Source organism: Paenibacillus sp. NAIST15-1 (assembly GCF_001894745.1).
GTDB lineage: Bacteria > Bacillota > Bacilli > Paenibacillales > Paenibacillaceae > Paenibacillus_B > Paenibacillus_B suaedae.
Window position 1 is genome coordinate 418,903 of sequence record NZ_BBYF01000005.1, and the last position, 24,495, is coordinate 443,397.

The window sequence follows — 24,495 nt, forward strand, 5'->3', positions numbered from 1 at the left end:
ATGGAAATATCAGAAAGGAAGTATAAGAGATGTCGTTAAAATATGGTATTTTGGGTTTCCTTAGTAAATGGGAAGCGACTGGTTATGATCTGAAAAAGGAATTTGATGATTTTATGAGCATCTTCTGGCATTCTCATTTATCGCAAATCTATCCGGAACTTGGGCGTTTGGAGCAAGAGGAATACATTACAAGCCGCTTACTACCGCAAACGGGCAAACCCGACAAAAAGATCTATGCCATCACAGACAAAGGCAAGCAGGAGCTGATCAGCTGGCTGCTCTCGCCTCCAGAAACCCCGAAGCTAAAGGACTCGTTTCTGATGCAAGTCTCCTTTATGGACAATGTTCCCGCCTCAGAGGTCATTTTCCAGTTAAAGGCCTATCAAAAGGAACGGGAACAGCGGTTAGCCAAGATGAAACACATTTTTCAAGAGCGATGGGAAAGCATTCGGGAGCGCAATGTCATGAAATCACGGATTGTAATGAGCTCGGCGGTTGTAAGAAGAGGATTGGAGCAAGAAATTCAATATATCCGCTGGTGTAGAGACACGATCGAGCTGGTTGAATCCTGCTCTGCACTTTGGTCGCAGGATACCGACAAATCAGATTTACCTGATGGAGAATATATCCGATTTTCGGATGTTGAACCTTTATTACGGAAATATTATGGTAATTTGATGGAAGATTAACACAGTCTATGTTTTCATGAATCGGCGCTGTATGCGCCAACAGAAGAAAAGTCCGGCTGCGGTCCGTGAACTTTCCAATTGCCATTCAACAATTGGTCATTGCTATATGGTTAATCGTGAAAGGATTATTGCTTATTTTGTATATCTGTAAAAAAAGAGAACTAAATTCAGTTCTCTTTTTTGCGCTTTACTATTTTTTCAAGAAAAGGTAATGGGCCGACTCCAATTCGTTATCTTTCCAAGCCGCATATTTGAGATTAGAAGACGAAGCAATCCAAGTCACAAAATCCGCTGCCATGATGATGATTGCAACTGTGATGCAAGCCCTGTTGCCTATAAGGTAGCCCTCCGGATCCATCGCCTCCGTCGTTCAATCCGTTATAGTAGCCTCCGAAGAAATTATGCGGTGACCAGTCAGGGCTCGCTTTTGGAGCAGGTGGTGCCAAGGACTGAAACTCTTGTGTGCCGTACACGATCTTGCCTCCTACAACTGTGAAGACTGACTCGATTTTTTTAATATCTTCTTCTGCGACTTGAAAGAAATTGTCCGAGAGAATCGTAAAATCAGCGTAATGCTGGGCTTTAATTTGTCCTTTAACATCCTCCTCTTTAGAGAACCATGCATTCCCGGTTGTATACATACGAAGCGCCTGATGTCTGTCTACACGATTGGAAGCAGGGTACAAACTAAGCCCACCAAGTGTTTTTCCCGTTACTAACCAGTATAAGGCTAGCCACGGGTTATAACTTGCTACTCTTGTTGCATCTGTCCCTACTCCGACACGCAAACCAGCAGTCAGCATCTTCGTTATCGGTGGTGCATGTTCTGCTGCCGCTGCCCCATATTGATCAACAAAATATTCTCCTTGAAAGGCCATGCGATTCTGAACGGCAATCGAACCGCCAAGCGTGATGACGCGTTCCAAATCTTTTTCCTGAATTGTCTCCGCATGATCGAGAATCCAACGTATGTCTTGGAAAGGAGCTTCTTTATTCACCCGTTCAAATACATCAAGAAAGCGCGTAATGGATTCTCCATAGGTTGCATGAAGACGAAACGGCCATCGATGCTTGGCCAGATGCTCTGTTACTTCGAATAGTTCATCTTCCAGTACAGCGGGCAGTTCTGGACGAGGTTCAACAAAATCTTCAAAGTCTGCCGCGCTATATACAAGCATTTCTCCGGCACCGTTATGTCGGTAGTAAGAGCTGCCCGTATACGGCTGCGTTGTTTCTGTCCAAGCTTTGAAATCGTTCAGTTCATTATTAGGATGCTGAGTAAATAAGTGATACGCTGTACGAACTGTAATCTCACCGCGCTTATCCAGCTCTTCGAACACTTTATAATCATCAGGATAGTTCTGAAATCCGCCTCCAGCATCAATTACACTTGTTACTCCAAAACGGTTCAATTCCCTCATAAACAATCGGGTAGAATTCATTTGATCATCATAGGAAAGCTTCGGTCCCTTAGCTAATGTGGCATACAAAATAGTCGCATTCGGGCGAGCGATTAACAATCCCGTTGGATTTCCCTGGCCATCCCGTTGGATTTCCCCACCTGGTGGGTTCGGTGTGTTTTTCGTGTAACCGATCACACGCAAAGCCGCTTTATTCAAAAAGGCTTGACGATACAGATTAAGGATGAATACGGGAGTATCAGGGGCAATTCGGTTAATTTCATCTAGTGTAGGCATCCGGCGTTCTTTAAATTGAAACTCGGTCCATCCGCCAACAACGCGAACCCAATGAGGCGGCGGTGTACGATCAACTTGTTTTTTCAACATCCTTAAAGCATCAGCCACAGAAGGTACGCCATCCCAGCGCAATTCGAGATTAAAGTTAAGACCACCTCGAATAAGATGCAAATGCGAATCGTTTAACCCCGGAATTAACATGCGTTGGTTAGCGTTAATCACTTTTGTATTTGGGCCGACAAGCTTCATTATCTCAGCATCGTCCCCTACGGCACAAAATTGCCCGTCCTTTACTGCTAGTGCAGTCGCTGTGGGGTTGTCATCGTTCATCGTTATGATACACGCATTAATAATAATAAGTTCAGCATCCATTCGATTCGGCTGCTCAATCATCTTTTGTCCTCCTTCGTTTATTGTTGGTTAAACCATAGTTTGATCCAAGGTACCAGCCTTTGCCCAATAAACATGCCCAGAAGACCAACCAGTCCCAAAAAAGGCGGCGCGGGAGACGGAATACGAAGCAATTGAAAAACGACTCCTATAGTAATGCCTGTTGCTAAGGCAAGAAAAATAGGGCCCCACATGTTCGCTCTTACCTCCCCTACATTAATCCGATTCGTAAGCGTTATTCGATTCAACAGTAAGTCTATAAATTTTAATTGGCTTGATCAATAAGGGGATTTCTATGGCAAGCATAAGCGTTTCTTATGCCTGATAAGCCAGCTATCGATTTCGATATCATATAGTTTTTTACGATGGATCCTATAGAAAATTGAAGATGGTTTGCCCGTTCATGACCCCATACACTTAAGACATGCAACAGAAGTTCGAAATCAGCTCTTTTCCGTTGCCACCATTTTAAAGAAGGAAGGGATCAACATATGTTTAATGACAAAACAGATCTACTGACACCCGAGAACTCTGCCATCATTCTTATAGACCATCAGCCCCAAATGTTGTTTGGAACACAAAGTGCTGACCGTCAAACGATTATTAACAATACCGTTGGATTAGCCAAAACGGCTAAAGTATTTAATGCCCCCATCATTTTAACAACGGTTGCTTCGGAATCATTCTCGGGCCCCCTCCATCCGCATATTCAAGAAGTATTTCCCGATCAAAAGCCAATTGATCGAACATCGATGAACTCCTGGGAGGACAAAAACTTCGTTGAGGCCGTAAAGCAAACGGGGCGCAAGAAGCTGATTATCGCAGCTCTCTGGACGGAAGTTTGTCTTGCATTTCCAACGATTTCGGCCATCAAAGATGGATATGAAGTGTATATTGTTACAGATGCTTCAGGTGGTACGACGACAGAAGCCCATAACACATCCATTCAACGTATGATTCAAGCGGGGGCGATCCCTGTCACATGGCTTTCTGTCCTTCTTGAATATCAACGCGATTGGGCACGTGAAGAAACATACGATGCCGTTGTGAATGTTGCAATCCAGCATGCTGGGGCTTATGGTACGGGCGTTGTATATGCCAAAACGATGTTTGGCGGTCACGGAGGTTAAATTCACATCCTCTACAATAGCTATCAACGTATAGGTATAGGTACAGTTCCAATAAAACCGGACTGTACCTTTTTTAGAACACGATCTGTTACATGGAAAGTGATTTCGCTGGTTCTAAAAAATAACTTATAAAATTTTGAATCGCGGGCTCAATAAACCGATCCTTTTGAACAATAAGCTTGACTTCACGTGCAGGAATCGGGTCTAAGAAACGTATTACTTTTACTTTCGAACAAGCAGAGCTTTCTAAGAATGAAATTGGCAAAATAGCCACCCCCATTTTTTGAATGACCATATAGAGAACAATGGTAGATGAGGTAGACTGAAATTTCGTTTGAGGAACCTTGGCAGTTTCGAACCCGAAAGTTTGCATTAGCTCTTCTGTATTTGTATCGCTAACAAACACATCTGAATCTATTTGTTCCAATTCGTGAAGAGAAATGGTCGTTCGATCCGCCCATGGATGATCTGCGTAAACGATGAGCGCCTGTTCTTCTTTATATACATGTACAGCATATAGTTCCTTGTTAAGTTCCGAACAATCACTGAAAGCAATGTCAATATGCCTATTCCGTAAGTCCCCATAACCATTTTCGATATTTACAAAATGAAGCGCAATAGCCGGGTTCTGTTTATGAAATTTTAAAAAAAGGGGCATCAAATACGGACAATCGAATGGCGAGATGCCGATCGAGAGCGAGAGTTGATTGGCTCGGGGATAGTTTAGTTCATATGTTTCTGTTTTCGACTCATCGATCAGCTCCATTACGGAACGAGCTTTCTCATAAAGAATTTGCCCTGCAGCTGTAAGCTTTACCCCTCTACCTGCCCTTTTAAATACAGGAGTTCCGAATTCTGCCTCGATATACCGAATCTGCTGGCTTAATGCAGGTTGAGAAATCAGGAGCGATTCTGCGGCTCTAGCAAAGCTGCCTTCTTCGCAAATTTGAATAAAGCACTCTAATTGTCTGAACACGGATTCACACCTCAACCTCTCTTTGTTATCCAGCCATTTGGCCTCGAATAAAATGATTCATCTCTTCCATGAATGCACGTGCCGTGATGTTCCATGCAAAGGAATTCAGATGGATAAGCGATACGTCCCAACAAGGTACGAAGTCTTCAAATCTCACCATCCGAAAAGCATACTCCTTGAAACTTTCAACCAAACATACCGGAAGAAGCGCTGCTCCAAGTCCTTGAAGAACCCACTGAATTAATAAAGAAATGGAAGTAGTTTCAATCATGGAACTCACAGTAAGACCACAGGCTAATCTATACATTTCGATTACTGATTTGTATTGCTGCAGAAACAAAATGGTATTCATTTGCTTCAATGATCGAATAGGAAGGAAGGGATGAGCAGCCATAGAGTGCTTTGAATGAACGAAGAGCGCCATTTCTTGCCGATACAAGTAAGTCGATACGATGGAATCCCTAGTCTTTGAATCGGAAGTAATCCCAATATCAACTACTCGTTCTAGCACACTATGCTGCACATTCGCAGTCTCAATAACCTTTAGTTGTACATGGGGATGCTTTTCATGAAATTTTATAAAGCAAGGTGCAAGATATTCAAGCTCAGCAGGACAACAACCAATTGCAAGCGTTTCTCTCACTGCTATCGCTTCGTTTTTCATTTGATATCGAGCTTCTTCAAGCAAATTCATTATGGTGTTGCCCTTATGTAAAAGAATTTTGCCTGCTTCCGTCATCTCCACCCCCTTTGCGCCTCGATTAAACAATGGCGTATTAAATTCATTCTCTAATACACGAAGCTGCTGACTTAATGTAGGCTGCGTTACCCCCAATTCCGCTTTGGCTTTGGTGAGACTTCCCGATTTGCATATTTGGATAAAATATTGAAGCTGGCGCAGTTCCATTAGCGGCACTCCTCTCTACCTGTATATCAAGCGACTTACTTTTATTGTAAAAATCGCTGCATAAAATGAACAGGTGCAATCCTATGCGTATCAGTAGCGATATTACTTCATTAAAAAAAGCATGAATCTGTCATGTAGCTGACCAATTCATGCTTCATATGATAATTACGGTGTTACGGGTTGACTTGAATCGAAAACGTAGAGGTTGGATTGTTTATTTGTGTTGTCCCGGGCCCCATATTCAGAAATTGCAAGTTATTGAACGTAACGGATCCCACTGGCTGATTCGCCCAGATTCCAAAGCCCGAATTGACTTCAAATGCATCTTCGCTCTTGCGAACGCCCGATATTTTAATGTTTGATAAAATCGTATCCGTGATCGGGAATTCCGGCGTAGAACCTTTATAGTTCGTCTGAAACATAATCCCATGGTAGGTTGGGTCAATAATTTCCACATCACTTATGCGAATACCTCGGTACTCTTTCGAGGCCGAAAATAGCCAGAGAGCCGGGAACGTCTGATTTCCCCAGAAATGACCGCCTGTACGAAGAAGCGAGACATTCTCGATCTTTGTTGGAGGAGCCGAACCAAAACCGCGGAACGCAATGCCAAAGTCCAGCGAACTGACGGTTAGACCCGAATAAGCGAGTGTATCCGCAATGTAAATATTGCGAAAGGTATTGTTGAAGCCCCCGTATACGGCAAGTCCTGCAGCCCGCCATGTGAGTAGCGATGTTAAATTTTCAAAGACATTGCCTTGATTGTCTTCGGAAGTGCCGCTGTCTACAGCATTAAACAAGGCAAAGCTATCATCACCAGTGCTGCGAGCTTCGTTGTTTGTCACCAAGTTGTTCGTGCTGCCGTTTGTAAAATTGATAGCATCTGCAAATACGTTTCGAATCCGGGAATTTTTAATGATAGTGTTATCGACGTTCTGTCCCCAGAACATACACATCTGATGCTCGACCCAGATGTTGTCGAAAGTCATGTTGGCTACGTTCGTAAATGCGAATACTTTGCCTGCCCTATCATCACGGATGTTATAGTTGCCAAAATAAGCAAAGTTGGCAAAAGTGGAGCCGTCAGCGCCTGCACTTGCTGAAAAACCGATATCTGTATTTGTCTGATTGGAAGGAGCTACAAACCGGGTATACCATGGACCAGCGCCGACCACTTTCACAGGCTTGCCGTATACTTGAAACTTGGCCCCTGTTTCATAGGTTCCGGCAGGCAAATATACCCCAATAAGTTTTCCAGTCGGATCCATACGAACTTGATCCAATGCTTGTTGAACAGCCTGGTGTGTAGTGTTTGTAGGTGTTACGTATTGGGAAGGATCGGGATTAGGCAGTGGCGATACTTGCTCCAGGCTGATGAAATCGATCGCATAGGTCGTTGTGTTTGCCGGATCCTTTTGCAGCTTGATCGTACTTCCAGCAGGAATCGTGTTATCAAACATAATGTTCGCTTCATCGTAGATAAATCGAGCAGCGCCAGCAGAAGGGGAATTGCTTGGCGATGCCTCATTGCCGTAGAGCCACGAATACCTTGATGTCAGATTGAGCGACTTTGCAAACACGTTGTTGACATAAACATTCAGTGTATTACTCAATCCATTCCCGCTAGGAGCATCAGGTATGGAGAAACGCGCAACAAGCGTGTTCGTACTTGCTTTCGTCTTAAATTCAACGAAACTGCCTGTTGAGTTTAACGTGACTGCTTTTCTGCCGGAAGCTTCTCCAGCTAAATCACCAATGTTTCGGTTCGGACCGACGATAACTGCCCCGCCTCCGATAACGCCATCCTCCGCTTCATACCTATCATAAGGCATTGTCGCGCCTTTTTGTGGCACCAAAGAACTGTTGGAGAATTTGAACCAGTTGATATTGAATAGTCCATCCCCGCTGCCCTTAAACTTCAGAAAGACATGGTGTAAACCGCTGATTGGATTTATACTGCAAAATTTTGTCGTCCATGTCTGCCATCCGCCTGTCGGCTCAACTGCACAAGTACCTGCAAGTGTACCTGCCAAGCTGTCCAATCGGATTTCAATAAGTCCTCCGCCGCCATTACTTGCCACCCGCACCTCAAACTGCGATACACCGGAGCCAAAATCGATATTGTGATAAGCTGTATAGTCATCATTTTCGATAAAGCCGATATTAAATCCGCCTTCACTGGATACTTCTGTTTGAATGCCCATTTGATCGTCGTAGCTTTCTGCTTCGATGGTGGACAATGCAGATCTCGACGACGCGAACACTCCAAACTCAGATAACTGGGCGGCTACCCAACCATTATTGGCAGTGAAATTCAGTTTTACGTATCTTGCTGCCGTAGCTGGGAAATGGATGGTTACCGTATTCCCACTGATTGGATCAAACGAATAGCTGGCCGAGGCAGCTAATGTCGTATAATTAGCATCATCGATACTGCCCGACACGGATAAGGTTTGCTCTCTTTGCCCCCATGTTTCCGGGAGCTGCAGAACGACTTGACCGATCGTGCTCATATGGCCAAGATCGACACGAAGCCATTGCGGGAATGCATTGTTCGCACTTTCCCAATACGTCGACGGATCGCTGTCTACCGCTTTCTCAGGCGTGTAAATATCGTTGTAACTGCTTGCCCAGACGGGCTTGCCTGCTGCCAAATTGGAGGAGGCTTGCACGGGGGTTGCACCTAGTGACAACTGTGTAAGTATTAAGCTTACAATGAGGAATAACAAGAGAATCGTGGACTTTCTCGGGAGTCGTACTCGCATCTTCATAACCTTCCTTTCCTTTTTGGTTGAATCGAATATGTTAGACATACTTGTAACGCTATTTTCACACATGATGCTCTCTTATTTGACTGTCATCTGATTGTAAAACCTCACCTGTACAAGCTGTGCAGCCGCCACCAACACCGTCTTTGGATCCGCATCCTCGCGTGAGAAAATATCCTGAACGACACCGGCCATCGTCGCGTAGTACTCTTGCGTATTGAACTGCGCCTCCAACTTTCCATCCATTAGCTCCAGTGTCTCAGGGGGGTATTGATACACATTGTCGTATTTTTCATAGATTGCCTTAACTTTTTCCGCATAGGCAGAATCAGGTGTGAAATACTCAATAACAGGCGGAACAAAATATTTTTGATCTTTCTGTCGCTGCTGGATACTCGCTTCTATCGACAACAGTCCTTTATCGGTGAAATAATCAAACGTAGCATAACGAAAGGCCATCTTTTGTTCTTCACTCGTCGCTTTCGGATTGATAACTAGGAAATCCCCTCCAAGCACACCTATGTGTTTGCCTCCTTGTTCGACCGCTGGCATCGGATATACGACAATATCCTCAGGCTTCATCTTCCCTTGGTTGAGTGCCTGATCAATTGGGCCGTCAGGGCCCGATATGATCATCGCCGTTCTTCCTTGAATCAAGGCGCCTATAGCATCTCCCCAACCAAGTGCCCAGTCTTTCGGGATTACCTTCGCTTCCCAAGCTAGATGTTGATAAAATGTGAGGGCTTTAATGCCAGCTTCCGAATGAAATACGGCCGTAATTTTACCGTCATCTGCTTTCTGAATATCGCCTCCTGCTCCAAATAGAAAGTTCGTCCAGTTCCAGCCGGCTTCATTCCCCTTGCCCATCAGTGCGATGCCCGAGATGCCCTTCGCAGGCTCAGCCGCCGCCTGTGCTGTAGCAAGCATGTCATCCCAAGTCCAATCAAAACGGGGCATCGCAATTTTTTTATGAACGAAGAGACTTTTGTTTATAATTGTGCCGGTAACATAACCTTGCTGGGCAATTCCATATACCTTGCCTCCAATAATGAACTGCTCCTGAAGTATCGGATTCATTTGATCTTTAAACGCATAATCATGAAACAAGCTCGTGATGTCGGCTGCCCATCCCTTATCTGCCAAAAATCTTCCTTCTGTTGCATATGTATTGAATAAAGTTGGCGCCTCATTGGCTCCCATCTTAATTCCGATTTGATTCGGATCATACTGCCAATCGCTTTTTACAACTTCCACATTCGGGTACTGTGCTACAAAACGTTTGATCTTGTCATCTTCAAGCGCCCTCTTCTCGATTTGATCAGGTGGAGGGTAGTAGATGCTGATCGTTACCTTAGCAGATTCCGCTGAATATTTTGATGCATCGTCAGTGGTGATACTTGATGAACGACTACATGCGGTTAGCATCAATGCAGAGATACATATGATTATCGAGGTTACGAGAATAACTCTACGTTTATCCATAAGGATAGCGGCTCCTTTGAGCGAATCTATTTACAATTATTATTGTAATTTGGTAGATTAACGATGAACATGTGTGATTCTCTGAAGATCATAGGCGATTCTACTTTTTGAATTCGCTCAGACTTACTCCATAATATTTTTTGAATATTTTACTGAAATGCTCCGGTGATTCGTAGCCGACCTTTTCAGCGATTTCATAGCGTCGCAGATCAGTAGTTAGTAGCAGCAGCCTGCTTTCTTCCATTCTCAGTTTCACGACATAGTCCCATAGGTTGTAACCCGTTATTTTTTTGAATAAATAACTTAAATAATTTGGACTCACATGACTTTTTTGAGCAATTTCCAAGAGTGTTAATCCCTTTTGGGCAAAATGCTCATGGATATATTTCTTAGCCTTATCTACAATTTGATTAGACTGCATGTGCAGTTCGTCCTTCATAGGCTCTTCCCCATCATGATTCCAGCAAAAATCTCCATAATAAAACACATAATGATCTGGGAATACGCGGTTAAAGCGGACTGCTCGTCGCGCCTGTTGATCCAATACGCTGATATACTCAAACCCCTGTAAAATATGGCTCATGCCGATCACAGATTGCAGTGATAAGTAACCTTGAATATTCAAGCAGAGTAATCTACCAATCACATCTAATTGACTGATTTTGTCTTCACCTGGATCGCCATATGTTTCACTATCCCACTGGAGAATGACCGTAATCTCATGCTCTGACGAACAAAAAGCAATATAATTACACTGCCCTTCAAGTAGCTCATTTGTCATGTTTAAAACGGCATACTGCAGCAACTGAACATCTTCTCCCAACGATCGCTGTCTGTTTACTGGGGATTGCAGTTGAAGATCGATTTTGAGCACCGAAAAATAGGGCCCCACTAATGAGAGATCACTCAACTGCTGAACAGCAAAAGCATCCTTACATACTATATCAGGATGAACAAGCAGCCTGTTTAATAACGCTGTTGTCGCCGGATCTGGTTCGTTCATACGAAAGTGTTCATTTAATGGAGTGGCAACTCCATCGTGTGCGGTCGTTTTTGTCAGCCTTAGCAGCACGCTGCGCACGGAATCTAGGAACTGGCTGCTGTTAATGGGCTTGATCAAATAATCTTTTGCTCCCAGCCGCATAGCCAATTGTGCATATTGAAAAGTCTCATGCGCGGAGACAACAATGGATTGAACGGACGGCTTTGCCATTTTAGCTTGATGCATTAATTCGATACCGCTCATTTCACCCATCTGAATATCTGTAATTAATAAGTCAATGTCTTCCATTCGGATAAAATCCATCGCCTCATATCCACTGTGAGCGATGAAAACATTATGGATATGTAATCCTGAAGAAGCAAGCAGATTGCTTAATCCTTTGCAAATCCATGGCTCGTCATCTACGATCAAAATGTTATACATATAAAAATTCACCCCATAAGTATTTGTTTGCCGTGAGTAACTTCGCTTTTAGGTAGAGTAATGGTAACAATCGTCCCCTGATGCTCTCTTTTGCTATAGCTAATCCCATAGGAGCAGCCAAAGTGCAGCTTAATCCTCTGCTGAATGTTGCGGATTCCATACCCGACGGAAAGCTCCTCCATCTCTTCATTCAACAATCGATGGATTTCTTCATAATCGACCTCTTTATATCCATTGTCTTCTACTCGAATAATCACAATATCGGATTGAATGTCGGCAGAAACAACAATTTCACCGTCATCCTCCATATTTTTCACGCCATGAATAATGGCGTTTTCAATTAATGGCTGAAGGGTAATTTTGGGGATCTGCAAATGGCGCACCTCATCGCTTATATTCCATACAACACGAAAACGAAACTCGTATCTACGCTGCTGCAAACTAATGTAAGCTAAAGCATGCGCCAACTCCTCTTCAATGGTTATTAATTCTCTTCCTCTGCTTAATCCGATTTTCATTAATTTGGCTAAGTCTTTAATCATCTCGGCAGATTGCGTGCTTCCTTCCAACATGCTTTTCCAGTAGATGCTCTCCAGCGTGTTGTACAATAAATGCGGATTGATTTGCTGATATAAAATTTGCAGCTGCGCTTCCTTCTGCTTAATTTCGTATTGATATTTATCGTTCACAAGATGATTTAGGCGGTCAGCCATATCATATACGGACGTAATCAGTGCACCCAATTCATCATTTCTGTTCCCCTCAACTTGTCTGGCCGCATGTTTCCCAGGTGTATAACTGCGAATGAAACGCGACAATTTTTGCATCGGGTTCATCAGCGATCTCCAAAAATAGATGAAGGCCGCAAAAACGAGTAAGGCGTAAACAATTGAAATGAACTGAATAATTTGTTTGAGTTGGCTTTGCTGCTGGAGCAAGGAATGAAGCGGGAGTCGATAGACGAGCTTTTGCTGCAGATGATAGCTATAGTTAATGACATAGATGTGACCCGAATGGATAATGTCTAGATAGCCATCTTTTCGCTCGATTTCTTTTGCACGGTCTGGGAGTTCCAATATGGATCCTACTCCTTCTGCTGTTGAGGCAAAAATTTGATTGGACCAATCTGTTAAAAAAATTTCTCCTTGCGGCAAAGAAACCGTGCTGAAATCATTTTGAATTATTTTTTCAAGCTTAGTGACTACGAGTACGCCAATCACACCGCTAGCCTGGGATATATTATTGACAGCTCGGACATAGCTTAGTGTCTTTGACTGGGACATGGAACTCATACTATCAATGACTTTTAGACTCCCCTTCCCCTGCATCCGAAGCGCTTCCAGAAACCAATCGGGCTTGTCTTGCTCCGTTAAAAAATAGACACCGGCTTGAGGAGCGGATCGATCTTTTGGAGCGAACGAATAGTAGTCAGCAGGATCATAAACATACAGGGAAAAATAAACCGCCTCCCCCCCATTTACGCCAATCGAGTAGCTTTTGAGCAGTTTGTCCAACGCTTCGTATTTGCTGACCCGTTCAAGAATGGAGTCGGTACCGCTCGGAATCATATGCTGTGTAAGCGGATTTTGAATAATGGTTTTGGTCATAAGATCAATAGAGTCTATATCTCGATTTACAAGGTTTAAGTTTTGTTTATTTAATTCAAGATAGGCGTTCGTGACGGTTTGCTTCAATATGTGCTCTGCTGTCAAGTTTCCATAATAGGTAAGAATAAAAATAGGACTTACCATAAATATAAACAGGAGCAGAAGTTTGTAGGTAACACTCATTTTTGACCTAGGTTTTGAAAGCATTGTTCGCACGCACTTCGCTCCTTCAAAACTTCCGTTTGTTGAATCGGGCGAATCGATAAGAAATAGGAAAGAAAGATAATATATATTCATCAGGAGTAGATCGTGTAGGTTATATGAGGTGGAAAAAATATTTACTAGGTTTTAGTAATGTGATTACTCTTAGTATATACGATCTATGGACAGCTGCGAGAAAAAGTCCAATAAAAAAAACAGCGGTAGTCTTTGACTGGATGATCAAGTCTTAGACTGCCACTGGTTTATTGAAAGTGCTTTGTCAATATGGTTACAGCTCAGTAATTGTGATGAACAATTCATTACATTACCAGTAGCTTCTAATTCCGCATTGCAGACGAACCAAAGCCTCAAAATAATAATAATCTCCCCAGATCATATAATCATCCGGCCCACGATCTCCTCTTACGTGATAAGAGCCATGCTGCAGTAAACCTTCTGCATCTGGCATATTCATTGTTGAATAGTTCGCAACAAGTGACTCCATCTGTTCATGCAGTGAATTGGTGAAATACTCATGATCTGGATCTTCCACATCAAGCATGCCGATCAGCTCAATCAAGCCGCAGGCAACGATTGCAGAAGCAGAGCTGTCACGAGGCGTTGACGCTTCAACAGGAACGTCAAAGTCCCAATACGCAACATGATCCTCTGGCAGATGATCGATATAATATTTCGCCATACGCTTAGAGGCAGCAAGGAAGTCAGGATCTTGCGTATATCGATAAGCAAGCGCAAAGCCATAGACACCCCAAGCTTGTCCTCGTGTCCAGGTTGAACCATCCTGATAGCCCTGATGCGTGCCTCCACGCAGAGCATTTCCATTTTCCTGGTCGAAATAGAAGGTATGGTAGGAAGAGGAATCACCTCTAACTAGGAAACGCAAGCTCTTGCGTGCATGTTTATACGCAATATCATAGTATTCCTGTTCACCTGTCTGCTCATATGCAAAGAACAATAACGGAAGATTCAGCATGCAATCGATGATGATTCTGCCGCCGTTCTCAGGATCTCCTTCTGTGCCCCATGCTTGAATAATACCCATCTTCGGACGCCAGCGATTAGCAAGCACACGTGCTGCCTGCAAGGCTACCTGCCTTGCTTCTTCACTCCTTGTTATGCGATACTGGGCAACGGCGGATAGAGAATAGAGAAAGCCGATATCATGATGATCCAAATCCACATGATGATCCAAACGATGCTTAAAGTTCTCCAAGAAGGCTTCTGCTGCTTCTTTATAATAGGAATCTTGACTATATTCATACGCCAACCATATCATTCCGACATAGAAGCCCTCGATCCAATCGTTGTTCTCTCCCCATTCATAGCACTTGTCTCCCGTAATATGAGGAAGCAATCCTGGATGATTGCACAGATTATTTGCTATTTTAGCCTGTGCATCTTCAATCGCTTTACGCCACATGAGCTCTACTCTCCTGCCAGTTAAAAGTTTGTAGGTATGCTGATAATTGCATCTTTGGAACTGTTCTCCATCATCCGTTGTGATTTGTCCCAGGAGACAAACTCTCTTGGTGTTGTTCCTACATCTCGCTTAAATAGTTTAATAAAATAGCTTTTGTTCGAATAACCGAGCAAATCTGAGATTTCCTCTACCGTTTTGTTCGATTGCAGCAGAAGCTCCTTGGCCTTCTGAAGTTTAACTCGATTCACATACTCAATAAAATTGATATTCAGCTCTCGCTTAAACAGCCGACTGAAATAACTCGAGTTGAGATTCAAATAGCTGGCCATCTCCTCCAGCGTTATCCGCTCCGACACATGCTGAATGACATATTGCTGCGCCTTAATCACTTCCGGACGCGAAGATATCGTAATCTTACTTAACTTAGCAGCCATACGCGATAAGTAGTCTAGGAACCACTCCGATAAATGCGACAAGGTTACGATTTGGCTTATTGTTAAATAGAGCTTCTCATCGGAAAACTCGCTTTGAAAATGAAGTGTAACTTTTATTTTCATATGTAAATCCAAAAGTAATTGCAGTACCCATTCTTTTACATAATCAGGATGGAAATGAGAGGCTTTCACCCAATTCGACCAATCTTGTATCGTCACCACGAGTCCAGACTGATTCTTAGCTGCTATATGCTCGCTAATCATGGAATAATACTTTGCATACTCTTGATACATATCAATTTTGCTGAATTCTCGATTCGACCATGTACTCACGCTGGATTCTGCACTATAAAATCGATGCTCCAGCTCCTGCAGCATAGGAAGCAGAGCATCTTGGATTTCTTTAGGTTTGCTTACCGTTCGACCAATGAAACCGGATACATAGATTTTTAAGTACTGTTTGATGTTTGTAATGCAGGTCTGCATCATGTGATACACATATGACTGCTCAACACTCGGATCATCCGTTAAATAGAGAACAACCAAGTCGCGATTATTGTAGTTAAAAATAACGAAATTCCCTTTATCACTCAAAATCTCCTGAAGTACATTCTCCACTGCAAAAATAATCGTATGATCATTCAATCTGTGCACACGACTCATCTCATTCAACCGATCTACAGAGAGGATCATGGTGACGTACTGTTTTGATTGAAGATTAATGCCATTTATTCCTGCCTTTTCAATCCAAGCATGCTTCGACCAGGAATTTTGATATAGGGTATCCTTCAAAAACTTGCTTCTGACAGCAGTCTGATTCAATTTGCCTAATTGCTTGTAATGTTGAAATTCAGCCAATTTATCCTGTTGGGAGCCTAATCGATGGGTTATCTTCTTTAAAATCTGCTCTATTTGCTCCACTTCCAAGCTTTCCTTCAAAATATAGTCCTGAACATTCAACTTAAGCGCTTGTTGAGCGTAATGAAATTCATCATGGCAGGAGATAATAATCGCCGCAAAGTCAGGGTTAATTGAGCTATACTCCTCAATCAGTTCGAGTCCATTCATTCTCGGCATGCCAATATCCGTAATCACGATATCAGGCAATCGCTCGAACATACGAATCGCTTCCAACGCTTCTAACCCATTGGAATACGTACCGAGTAATTCGATGTGAAGCTGTTTCCATTTGACGGCTTGAGACAAATATTGAAGAACAGGGTAATCATCATCTACTACAATCGCTGTAAACATGCAGCTTCACTCCACTTCACGGTTTACTTGGGGTAATTGAAGCGTAACTGTTGTTCCTACATCAGCTTCACTGTTAATCCGCATCAGAAACTTTTCTCCATATATTAATTTCAATCGCTGGTAAACATTCGTCACGCCAATGCCAGAGAAGCTTGATTTGTTAGGCGCAGCACCTCCCTGCCCATTCTCAAGTTTGGTTATCAATTCTTGTAATCGTTCTGATGTCATTCCGACGCCATTATCATGAATCTTAATCAGGAGGCTGCTTTCTTCTTCCAGCTTTACCGTATACGATTCGATTTCAATTTGGCCGCCATACTGATGAAACCCATGAATGATAGCGTTTTCGATTATCGGTTGGATCATAAATCGAGGAACTAAGACGTGGTCACTGCTCACGGCAATTTTCTCGACCAATTGAACCTGATTTGCATGCCTGAAATTCATCAAACGTATATAATGCTGAATGGTCTCGACCTCGTCGTGAAGCGATATCCATTCATTATCCCGATTAATGGTCATCCGAAGCAATGAGGATAACGAACCGATTAACTTCGCATTCTCTTCATCGCCGCGAATCAGAATGTTTAAGCGAATCGAATTCAACAGATTGAACATGAAATGCGGATTAATTTGTGCTTGAAGCATCTCCAGCTCTGCTTTGCGCTTCTGCGTCTGCTCAAGCGTAATCTGTTCGATCATCATCTCGATTCGATCCAGCATTTGGTCAATCGATTTGCCAAGTTGGCCTACCTCATGCTGTCCTCTAATCCCCGAACGTATATTTAGCTGCCCCGTATTGACCTTGGCAACAAATTTACTTAACTTCGTGATCGGCTTAGTGATCGCCGAGATCAGAATCATCAGCAGTATGCAAAACCCTGTAAAGAATAGAAACTGCATAATGAAGCTGGTTACTAATATCTGGTTGTTAGGACCCACTGCCGAAGAATAGGGAACTAGACTGAGCAAGGACCATTTGGTTCCAGCTACGGGCTCTGACACATAGATATACTTTTCATTGTTGTAGACAAGCGTATTCTCGTTAATCGCATAATCAGTGTATCGAAATTGTTGTCCGATGTTTATGGAATCCGACTGAGACTGAGATAAGATCGTTCCTTGATCATCCATCAGCATAATTTTCTGTTCCGAATAGCTGTTTAGCTGACGTTGAATCTTACTTTCGTTCACGCTGACAATCACATAGCCCAGCGAATGACCACTTGAGTTCTTCATGGTGCGAGCGATGGTAAGCACCTTCGGTGACTTCTGCCTCGCTTCGAAATTGCCGTAGTAATTATCTTGTAAACCAATCCATGCCGTTGAAAACGCAGCAAGCTTATCCAGTTCCTTGAATACAATTTTTCCATGAAAGAAATTCGGGTTAAAATCACTAAAAGAATAATTCGTATATGTAAACCCATTTACACCCAACACAGTGATATACATATCTGAATTCTGGGCAAACAGGTCATCCAGATTAGAAATTAAACGCATGTATTCTAACTGTTGACCTGAGTTACTACCTCTTGCAAACTGCTCTTTGCTAATTGTGACATGTTTATTGATTTCATTATTCATCAAAATTATATTCGACAAAGATAGCATCTGTTCAACAATACCGGATACATTGGAATCAACTAATATTAACGTATCCTGCGTGCTAGATACCGCTTTATGCAGCACAATATCTTTGGTTACATACGTAGTTAAGAAGTAATTCACAATCAGGGGAATCATAAAACACATCAAAGCCGCAATAACTAGTTTTGTACGAAGTGAATATCGATCTATTTTCATAAATGGAACCCTCAAATGTTCATCACTCTTAGAATAGGAACAGGGAAACGATTTATCTCATTTCCCCTGTTACCAATATATAATGATCCTATCTAATTTCGGCAAGCAACAAGATCATATTTTTTATTTTTTGTTACTATTGATTACATCTGTAATTTTCTTGTCCATATTTTCAATTGTCTTATCGATATCTTGTTTATCTAACAAGTACAATTCAACCTCAGCAATGGCAGCTTTCTCGACCTCACCAACGTAAGGAACCGGAACTGGCGCTTGACCAGGCTTCGTGTTTTTCATGGTATATTTCAAGGATTCCATATCCACCTTGGAAGGATCCTTCGAAGTGCTGACGATTTTCTCTGTCAACTTGTCGGAATCCGATTTAGCCCAACCGGAAAATACACGACCACCGATCTCCAAGCCTTCAGTTGTATACCATCTCACGAATTTGTAAGCTGCTTCTTTGTTTTTGGACTTAGCAGCAACCCCCATGTAAGTAGGTTGTACTGGGGAATAATGCTCAGTTGTACCTTCCAGCTTAGGAATGGGTGCAAACGCTGCATGGAAGGTTGCAGGGATTGCATCCGTACCGCCCGATTCAGCAACCATCCAGTCACCGATTGGTACCATCGCTGCTGCACCGTTAAAAAACTGTGTACGATAATGCAGCTTTTGAGAAATAATGTCTTCGTAAGGATTTGCTGTTTTATCTGTGTATATCATCGTTTTCAGCATTTTCAAGCTGGATGCAAGGAGTGGCTCCTTCGCATTCGAGGTTCCGTCCGCTTTCAAGAAATTGTTATCGATTTCTTTACTCTTTAGCTGCAAGTTGTAAAGGTCTGGCCAGTTATGGAAGTATGTACCATACACTTTGGAAGCGCCTTCACCTTTCGTGAGCTTTTTAGCATAATCTTCGAAATCAGCCCAAGTCCAATCTTGTGGTACCGGCAATTGTGCTGCGTCCAGCATGTCTTTGTTTAACAGAATGAACCAACGCTGCAGAGAGGATGGGAGCGCAAAAATTTTCCCATCCACGTGGGTATCTACTAGGTATTCATCACCGTACTTATAGCCTTCCTTTTCTATGTAGCTGTCAAGCGGTTCCAACAGACCAATAGAAGCACGCTGTGAGTAGTTTGTATACGGCATTTCGATAATATCCAATTGATCATCTGATGCAGCCATCAAATCAAGCTTTTGCATAGATGCAACCGAATCTCCTTTTTCGTTTAGGAGATCAAGCTCTACTTTGATGTCTGGGTTCGCCTTCTCGAATTCCGGTATGATTTTGCTCCATTGCGCCTTCGCATCAGTTTGCCAAGTGCTCAGCTTCAATGTTACTTGCCCTGCAGAAGTACCATCTGCTGCCGGAGTTGATGAAGAATCAGAGGAATTGTTGCTGCCGCAAGCAGTTAGCGATAAAGCTAGTGATACTGCTAATACAGTTTGAATTATCTTTTTCATGTAGACCCTCCTCATATGATGATGTCGCTAGTAAACTTCCTTAATGTCGGTATAATCGTAACATGATTAAAATCCGTTCAAAGCAGACAATTTTTACTCAGGTAAGATTATTTTTACTTCTTTTAGCTAGATTACTAAGATAATGTTGTGTTTACTCTGCTTCCTGTTTCTTCCTCTATATCACCTGTACCATTGCAATAGTCGCAAGGCTCTTTATAAGTTTCTTCAATATACGGTATGTATGGTGATACAATCCCTATCTTTTCTTCTGTATATCCCAACCTATGGTAAATTCATCAAATCACTCCGTTCATCACAAGAAATAGTACGTTACACCTCTTTACTATTAAAATATAATTTGCATATTTTTACTTTTGATGATAGACTATTGTCATATCTTTCCAGCAAGGAGGTGGTAATGGTGAAAAAGCTTCTAGCTGTCGCTTTAGCAACCGTTATGATTGTATCAGTTTCTAGTACTGCTCTAGCATATGGTGATGGTAGGGGGAATGGTAAAGACCTTCCTGGTGGTAATCCCCCTCCTGATCCTAACTATTGCCCTTGGGGAATTCATGCACCGTGTTACGCGCTTGACTAATGACATGATTTGGCGGGAGAATTCCTCCCGTCTCTTCATTTCTACAATTACCGTCCTGTACCATTGCAATAGTCGCAAGGCTCTTTATAAGTTTCCTCAATATACGGTATGTGTGGTGATACAATCCCTTTCTTTTCTTCCGTGTATCCCAACCCATGGCAATGGGTGCAACTCATTCAAATCACTCCGTTCATCACAAGAAATAGTATGTTAAACCTCCTTACTATTAAAATATAATTTGCATATTTTTCTTTCGATGATAGAATTCTGTCATATTTTTCCATAAAGGAGGTGGTAATGGTGAAAAAGCTTCTAGCTGTCGCTTTAGCAACCGTTATGGTTATGTCAGTATCTAGTACTGCTCTAGCATTTGTAGATGAAGGTAGGAGAGGTTCAGTTCCTGGTGGTAGTCCCCCTCCTCCTCCTCCGCCTAGATATTGCCCTTGGGGAACTCATGTACCGTGTTACGCGCTTGACTAATGTTATGATTTGACGGGAGAATTCCTCCCGTCTCTTCATTTCTACAAATTACCGTTATGTTAATGAAGAGCTTGTGACATCTTATCGATCAGGCTCTGCACGGCCCCTTTGTATCTACCATGTGTCTAATACTTTATCTTCTTTTGATACAATCTTCGTCGCTATAGAGCTCCCAACTAGCGTCCTTGCTGACGGTAACGTCAATGAATTGCTCAGTTTACCTCATCATACACAGTTGCCGTAACCGTTGTTTGATTCATCATTGCGCCTTTAGGGCCTTCCACACTCAATAAATCTTCATCTCCAAGCCATTTCGCATATAATACGATATCGCTTGTAACTGTATCAGTAGCGAAATTCCACGCATCATTTAATTCTGCATCTCGGTACCAACCACCGAATTTAATTTCAGCTTTGGTTGGTGGTGTCGGCTCGGTAATTGTCCCCCCCATATCAGCGAACTTCATCGCAACTTCACTGCCACCATTGGAATCAAAAGTAACCGCATAAGGGTTGTGTACGCCGATCGAAGGCGTTCTGCCGCCTAGTGGATTGCCGAAAAAGTCCGTTCCCTCAGTCATATGAGGCAGAGCGTTCGCACGATCTACATATGGGCTTATTACTTTGACACCTGAACCATAGGCCATGTTGTCGCCATCGGCAAGGCGGAATCCGTCCATCACGCTGTAATCAAGCTCAGTATTAACGGTTCCACTATTGGCAATCCAATGTTCCGGTGCAATCTTATAATCTTTCAATATGGAATATAGTTCATTTTCCGTTACGTAGCGGTTGGCAGCTGTTGTTACACCTGCACCTAAATATCCGCCCCCGCCTGCGTTCATACTTCCAAAAAGATTAGCTGGATAGACAATGTTGTTCGTAAACCGTCCGGCTTTAAATGGAGCGGAGGTTCCGCCGCCTTTTAGACCAACGCTGCTGTTAGCACCAGTATAAGCAAATATGTTATTTTGGAAGTAAATATGCAGGTTGGAGGCCGCTGGGTCAAACACTAACGAACTGTTATTCTTCAATGGAGAGATGATGATATTGTTATAGAATAATCCGCTTAATTCTTCGCTTGTTGAAGAACCTCCCGCAAGTAATACAAGACTGTTATAACTCTTGTTAAAATCCGGGCTACGACCGTCGTTCACGCTAATGTTATAGCGAACGATGTTGCCCTTGGCAGCATTCATCTGCAAGTACCAACCGCCATAGTTGTTCCGGCTGTAGTTATATTCATACACATTGTCCTGACAATAATTGTCGATATCCCAAGCCATACCGTCATTACTTGCATGATAAGGGTTATCTATAGCTTCATTGTAGCGGAAAATCGTGCCTTTACTTGCCATAATCCAAGCTGCGGCATAGTTCTGTGAACCAAGATATGTTGGTGTTCTATTATTTGAACCCCAGTTCGGTACCAGTTTACCGCTCTTATCGCTTAAATAGCTGTATCCACTGTCCGTAACGACATTTCGTTCTACAAGGGAATTGTTCCCGCCGGACAGAACAATGCCATCTCCAACTGAACTAGATACCCAGTTGTTTCTAAACACAGCGTTAGATGCCCATGGGTAGCTTGAGTTGCTCCAAGTGAGGCCTGTGTTGTTAGTCCCCGGGTTGTTTGGCCCATAAGCATTGTTGCGAATACCTTCATTATCGCAACGAAGGGTCTTATTGCTTTCAACCAGTACATCTACATAACCATTAATAATGATGCCCCCGGATATCTTACTCGCTCCATTCGCTTGATGCAGTCCATTTACATCATGAACATAGTTGTCTCGAATGACAATTCCTTGCATACGAGCATCCGCATAATCCTGAATGTTAAATTGACCTTGTCCCAACTTGGATATACGAGACATCACTGCAATACCGGAGCGGCCGTCACCTGCTGTAGTGCCGATGTTCGTGACTTCAAGTCCGCTGACTACCCAATAATTGACGTCATACAACTCAATTGTACCGTTTAAGGAAATACCTGATGGGCTTGACGCAGTTCCTCCACCATTAATAATCGGTCGTTGGTTAGGATCGGTCGTATTATATTTAGTAAGTGTAATCGGATTGCTTTCTTCACCGTTGCCGCGCAGTCTGATTTGTTCATTCCATACGCTGTTTGCATCCAAATAGATGGTTGATCCTGGAAGGAATACGCTTTCATTTATTTTGGAAATGGATTTCCATGCTGTCTTCGGTGTGCGTCCATCGGCACTATCATCACCGTTATTGGAGAAATAATAATCACGGGCTTCACGAGATGCAATGTTCAACTCGAAAGTAATTTCAGCAGGGTTCAGGTCGAGTCTAACGGTATATTTTCCTGGCATAATGTTGTTTCTTACAAATGCTTGTTTGTTAATCGTTAATACATTGCCCCTAACCGTATAATCCACAGCTTGTTCTAAGGTTGTATTACCGATTTTCACGCCAGCTAGATCCGCTAAATCAGGATTCACGGTAATTTTATAATCTTCCAAACCAAGAACATAAGTGCTGTCTTCGGAGTGAGTGTACACTTTAGGTAAGAGTTTTAATGTAACAGATGCTGTTGTTGTTTGGGCTGTTACTGCACTATCCATGACATATACGTCATCGATAAAATGCTTGTTCTGCATATCTTTAATCGTTCCGGCTTTATTGCCCCAGTTCGTAGCAAGTTGCAACGCATCAATCTTAAGAACATTGTTCGCTACAATAGTATTAAATGTGCTCCCATCTGCCATTTGTCTCTTTATTACTTGTCCATCAATTTTATAGGTTGTTCCCGTTGATGTAACGAACCATTGGAATTTATGCCAGCCTTTGCTGCGCTTCACGTCGACTGGATAGAACCTTCCCGTCGATCCGATTCTAACTGCGTAGTTGGTCTGGTTCGCCACCCAGTTGCCATCCGCATTCCCATAATTTATGGTAATATGTTCATTCGCGAACGGAGTAAAGCCAAATACCGCGTGATCACCGGATGATACCCCACCATCGTCGTAGTACCAGGCAGTGACGATTGTTGTCTTGCCGGCTTTAGCGGCGTAATTATAGGTTCCTGGGACAGTAGCCACCTGGCCAGCGCCACTCGTTGTCGCAGCCCTTGCTCCTGTGCGGGACATCACGTCACTTTGGACGTACCCGTTCTCACCATTCGTAAACTTCTTATCCCCTTCAAATCCATCGTAGAACATCGTGTCCGCCTTATTGAAGTAATCAACACTGGCATTCACGGTTACGACTTCGTTTTCTGTTGGAACATAGCCTTTCTTAACTGTTACGAATCCAGCAGCATCAACTTCAATCTTATTTTTATCCTTCGCTGCTGCGCTGAAGCTAATGTTATCAGCTACGAACATATCGGCAGTGTCCACGATTAGCCGCTGGTGCTCGCCTGCCCGTAAAGTTTCGTTCTGACGGACTAGCGCAATATGAGCTGAATATGCTGCACTCTCCCCTGATTCATCAGAATCTAAGAAACGTGTTGTTGCGCTTCCAATCGCTCTAACTTTAAACGTATCATCAAAGCTCGGGGACAGAGCTACATCATTACTAGTCGCTGCGACGGGACTTCCTTTTGCAATTCCATTACTGAAGAGCTGAACCGAATACGCAGATGCATGAGCAACGCTTTCCCAAGTAGCATAGGAACCGTTCCATCTACCATTTACCGGTGTAGACAAGTTCTCGATCATTAATGTTCCGTTAGAATTCCTGTAATACGAATAATTGGGTGGTTGAACAAAAACGA

The 24,495-nt window shown here is 42.9% G+C and carries 15 protein-coding genes; 2 read left to right on the top strand and 13 right to left on the bottom strand.

Annotated elements, in window-relative coordinates; all coding sequences use genetic code 11:
* The first annotated feature begins 29 nt into the window (after positions 1-29).
* Entirely contained in the window at positions 30-689 is a 660-nt protein-coding gene (locus PBN151_RS14930) for a PadR family transcriptional regulator (protein WP_072729605.1), read from the top strand.
* Positions 690-946: 257 nt separating this feature from the next.
* Here PBN151_RS14930 and PBN151_RS14935 read toward each other — a convergent pair whose 3' ends face one another.
* Together PBN151_RS14935 and PBN151_RS14940 are read right to left on the bottom strand one after the other, a co-directional pair.
* On the bottom strand, positions 947-2,779 hold the full coding sequence (locus PBN151_RS14935) for an amidohydrolase (protein WP_072729606.1): 1,833 nt from the start codon (positions 2,777-2,779) through the stop codon (positions 947-949).
* A gap of 17 nt (positions 2,780-2,796) precedes the next feature.
* On the bottom strand, positions 2,797-2,970 hold the full coding sequence (locus PBN151_RS14940) for a XapX domain-containing protein (protein ID WP_072729607.1): 174 nt from the start codon (positions 2,968-2,970) through the stop codon (positions 2,797-2,799).
* 297 nt (positions 2,971-3,267) lie between these two features.
* On the opposite strand from PBN151_RS14940, the gene PBN151_RS14945 reads away from it, so the two are divergent.
* The gene (locus PBN151_RS14945; protein ID WP_072729608.1) at positions 3,268-3,906 is read left to right on the top strand and encodes a hydrolase; all 639 of its coding nucleotides are present in this window, start codon (positions 3,268-3,270) and stop codon (positions 3,904-3,906) included.
* A gap of 88 nt (positions 3,907-3,994) precedes the next feature.
* On the opposite strand, the gene PBN151_RS14950 is transcribed toward PBN151_RS14945, so the two are convergent.
* The 11 genes from PBN151_RS14950 to PBN151_RS15005 all read right to left on the bottom strand — a co-directional run bounded on the left by PBN151_RS14950 (position 3,995) and on the right by PBN151_RS15005 (position 24,427).
* A complete protein-coding gene (locus PBN151_RS14950) occupies positions 3,995-4,882 on the bottom strand; it encodes a LysR family transcriptional regulator (protein ID WP_072729609.1) in 888 nt (295 codons plus the stop codon).
* Positions 4,883-4,907: 25 nt separating this feature from the next.
* Positions 4,908-5,789, bottom strand: coding sequence for a LysR family transcriptional regulator (locus PBN151_RS14955; RefSeq protein WP_072729610.1), 882 nt, complete (start codon positions 5,787-5,789; stop codon positions 4,908-4,910).
* A 173-nt stretch (positions 5,790-5,962) separates the two neighbouring features.
* Entirely contained in the window at positions 5,963-8,554 is a 2,592-nt protein-coding gene (locus PBN151_RS14960; protein ID WP_227774685.1) for a carbohydrate-binding protein, read from the bottom strand.
* 81 nt (positions 8,555-8,635) lie between these two features.
* Entirely contained in the window at positions 8,636-10,039 is a 1,404-nt protein-coding gene (locus PBN151_RS14965) for an ABC transporter substrate-binding protein (RefSeq protein ID WP_072729612.1), read from the bottom strand.
* Between the two features lie 100 nt (positions 10,040-10,139).
* Positions 10,140-11,465 carry a response regulator transcription factor gene (locus PBN151_RS14970; RefSeq protein ID WP_072729613.1) on the bottom strand — a complete coding sequence of 442 codons (1,326 nt, stop codon included), beginning with the start codon at positions 11,463-11,465 and terminating at the stop codon, positions 10,140-10,142.
* 8 nt (positions 11,466-11,473) lie between these two features.
* Positions 11,474-13,072, bottom strand: coding sequence for a sensor histidine kinase (locus PBN151_RS14975; RefSeq protein ID WP_370510424.1), 1,599 nt, complete (start codon positions 13,070-13,072; stop codon positions 11,474-11,476).
* A 526-nt stretch (positions 13,073-13,598) separates the two neighbouring features.
* Positions 13,599-14,714, bottom strand: coding sequence for a glycoside hydrolase family 88 protein (locus tag PBN151_RS14980; RefSeq protein WP_072729614.1), 1,116 nt, complete (start codon positions 14,712-14,714; stop codon positions 13,599-13,601).
* Positions 14,715-14,734: 20 nt separating this feature from the next.
* Positions 14,735-16,402, bottom strand: a complete 1,668-nt coding sequence (locus tag PBN151_RS14985) for a response regulator transcription factor (protein WP_072729615.1) — start codon at positions 16,400-16,402, stop codon at positions 14,735-14,737.
* Between the two features lie 6 nt (positions 16,403-16,408).
* Positions 16,409-18,205, bottom strand: coding sequence for a sensor histidine kinase (locus tag PBN151_RS14990; protein WP_072729616.1), 1,797 nt, complete (start codon positions 18,203-18,205; stop codon positions 16,409-16,411).
* A 123-nt stretch (positions 18,206-18,328) separates the two neighbouring features.
* Positions 18,329-19,669: an ABC transporter substrate-binding protein gene (locus PBN151_RS14995; RefSeq protein ID WP_083545146.1), complete on the bottom strand. Its 1,341-nt coding sequence runs from the start codon at positions 19,667-19,669 to the stop codon at positions 18,329-18,331.
* A 1,290-nt stretch (positions 19,670-20,959) separates the two neighbouring features.
* Entirely contained in the window at positions 20,960-24,427 is a 3,468-nt protein-coding gene (locus PBN151_RS15005; RefSeq protein ID WP_227774688.1) for an InlB B-repeat-containing protein, read from the bottom strand.
* Between the last annotated feature and the right edge of the window lie 68 nt (positions 24,428-24,495).

Bases quoted from the DNA above. Each gene is read 5' to 3' on its own strand.
- PBN151_RS14975 (WP_370510424.1), bottom strand. From the start codon at position 13,072: ATGACCAAAACCATTATTCAAAATCCGCTTACACAGCATATGATTCCG.
- PBN151_RS14985 (WP_072729615.1), bottom strand. From the start codon at position 16,402: ATGTTTACAGCGATTGTAGTAGATGATGATTACCCTGTTCTTCAATAT.
- PBN151_RS14970 (WP_072729613.1), bottom strand. From the start codon at position 11,465: ATGTATAACATTTTGATCGTAGATGACGAGCCATGGATTTGCAAAGGA.
- PBN151_RS14930 (WP_072729605.1), top strand. From the start codon at position 30: ATGTCGTTAAAATATGGTATTTTGGGTTTCCTTAGTAAATGGGAAGCG.
- PBN151_RS14980 (WP_072729614.1), bottom strand. From the start codon at position 14,714: ATGTGGCGTAAAGCGATTGAAGATGCACAGGCTAAAATAGCAAATAAT.
- PBN151_RS14990 (WP_072729616.1), bottom strand. From the start codon at position 18,205: ATGAAAATAGATCGATATTCACTTCGTACAAAACTAGTTATTGCGGCT.
- PBN151_RS14935 (WP_072729606.1), bottom strand. From the start codon at position 2,779: ATGATTGAGCAGCCGAATCGAATGGATGCTGAACTTATTATTATTAAT.
- PBN151_RS14995 (WP_083545146.1), bottom strand. From the start codon at position 19,669: ATGAAAAAGATAATTCAAACTGTATTAGCAGTATCACTAGCTTTATCG.
- PBN151_RS14960 (WP_227774685.1), bottom strand. From the start codon at position 8,554: ATGCGAGTACGACTCCCGAGAAAGTCCACGATTCTCTTGTTATTCCTC.
- PBN151_RS14955 (WP_072729610.1), bottom strand. From the start codon at position 5,789: ATGGAACTGCGCCAGCTTCAATATTTTATCCAAATATGCAAATCGGGA.
- PBN151_RS14940 (WP_072729607.1), bottom strand. From the start codon at position 2,970: ATGTGGGGCCCTATTTTTCTTGCCTTAGCAACAGGCATTACTATAGGA.
- PBN151_RS14945 (WP_072729608.1), top strand. From the start codon at position 3,268: ATGTTTAATGACAAAACAGATCTACTGACACCCGAGAACTCTGCCATC.
- PBN151_RS14965 (WP_072729612.1), bottom strand. From the start codon at position 10,039: ATGGATAAACGTAGAGTTATTCTCGTAACCTCGATAATCATATGTATC.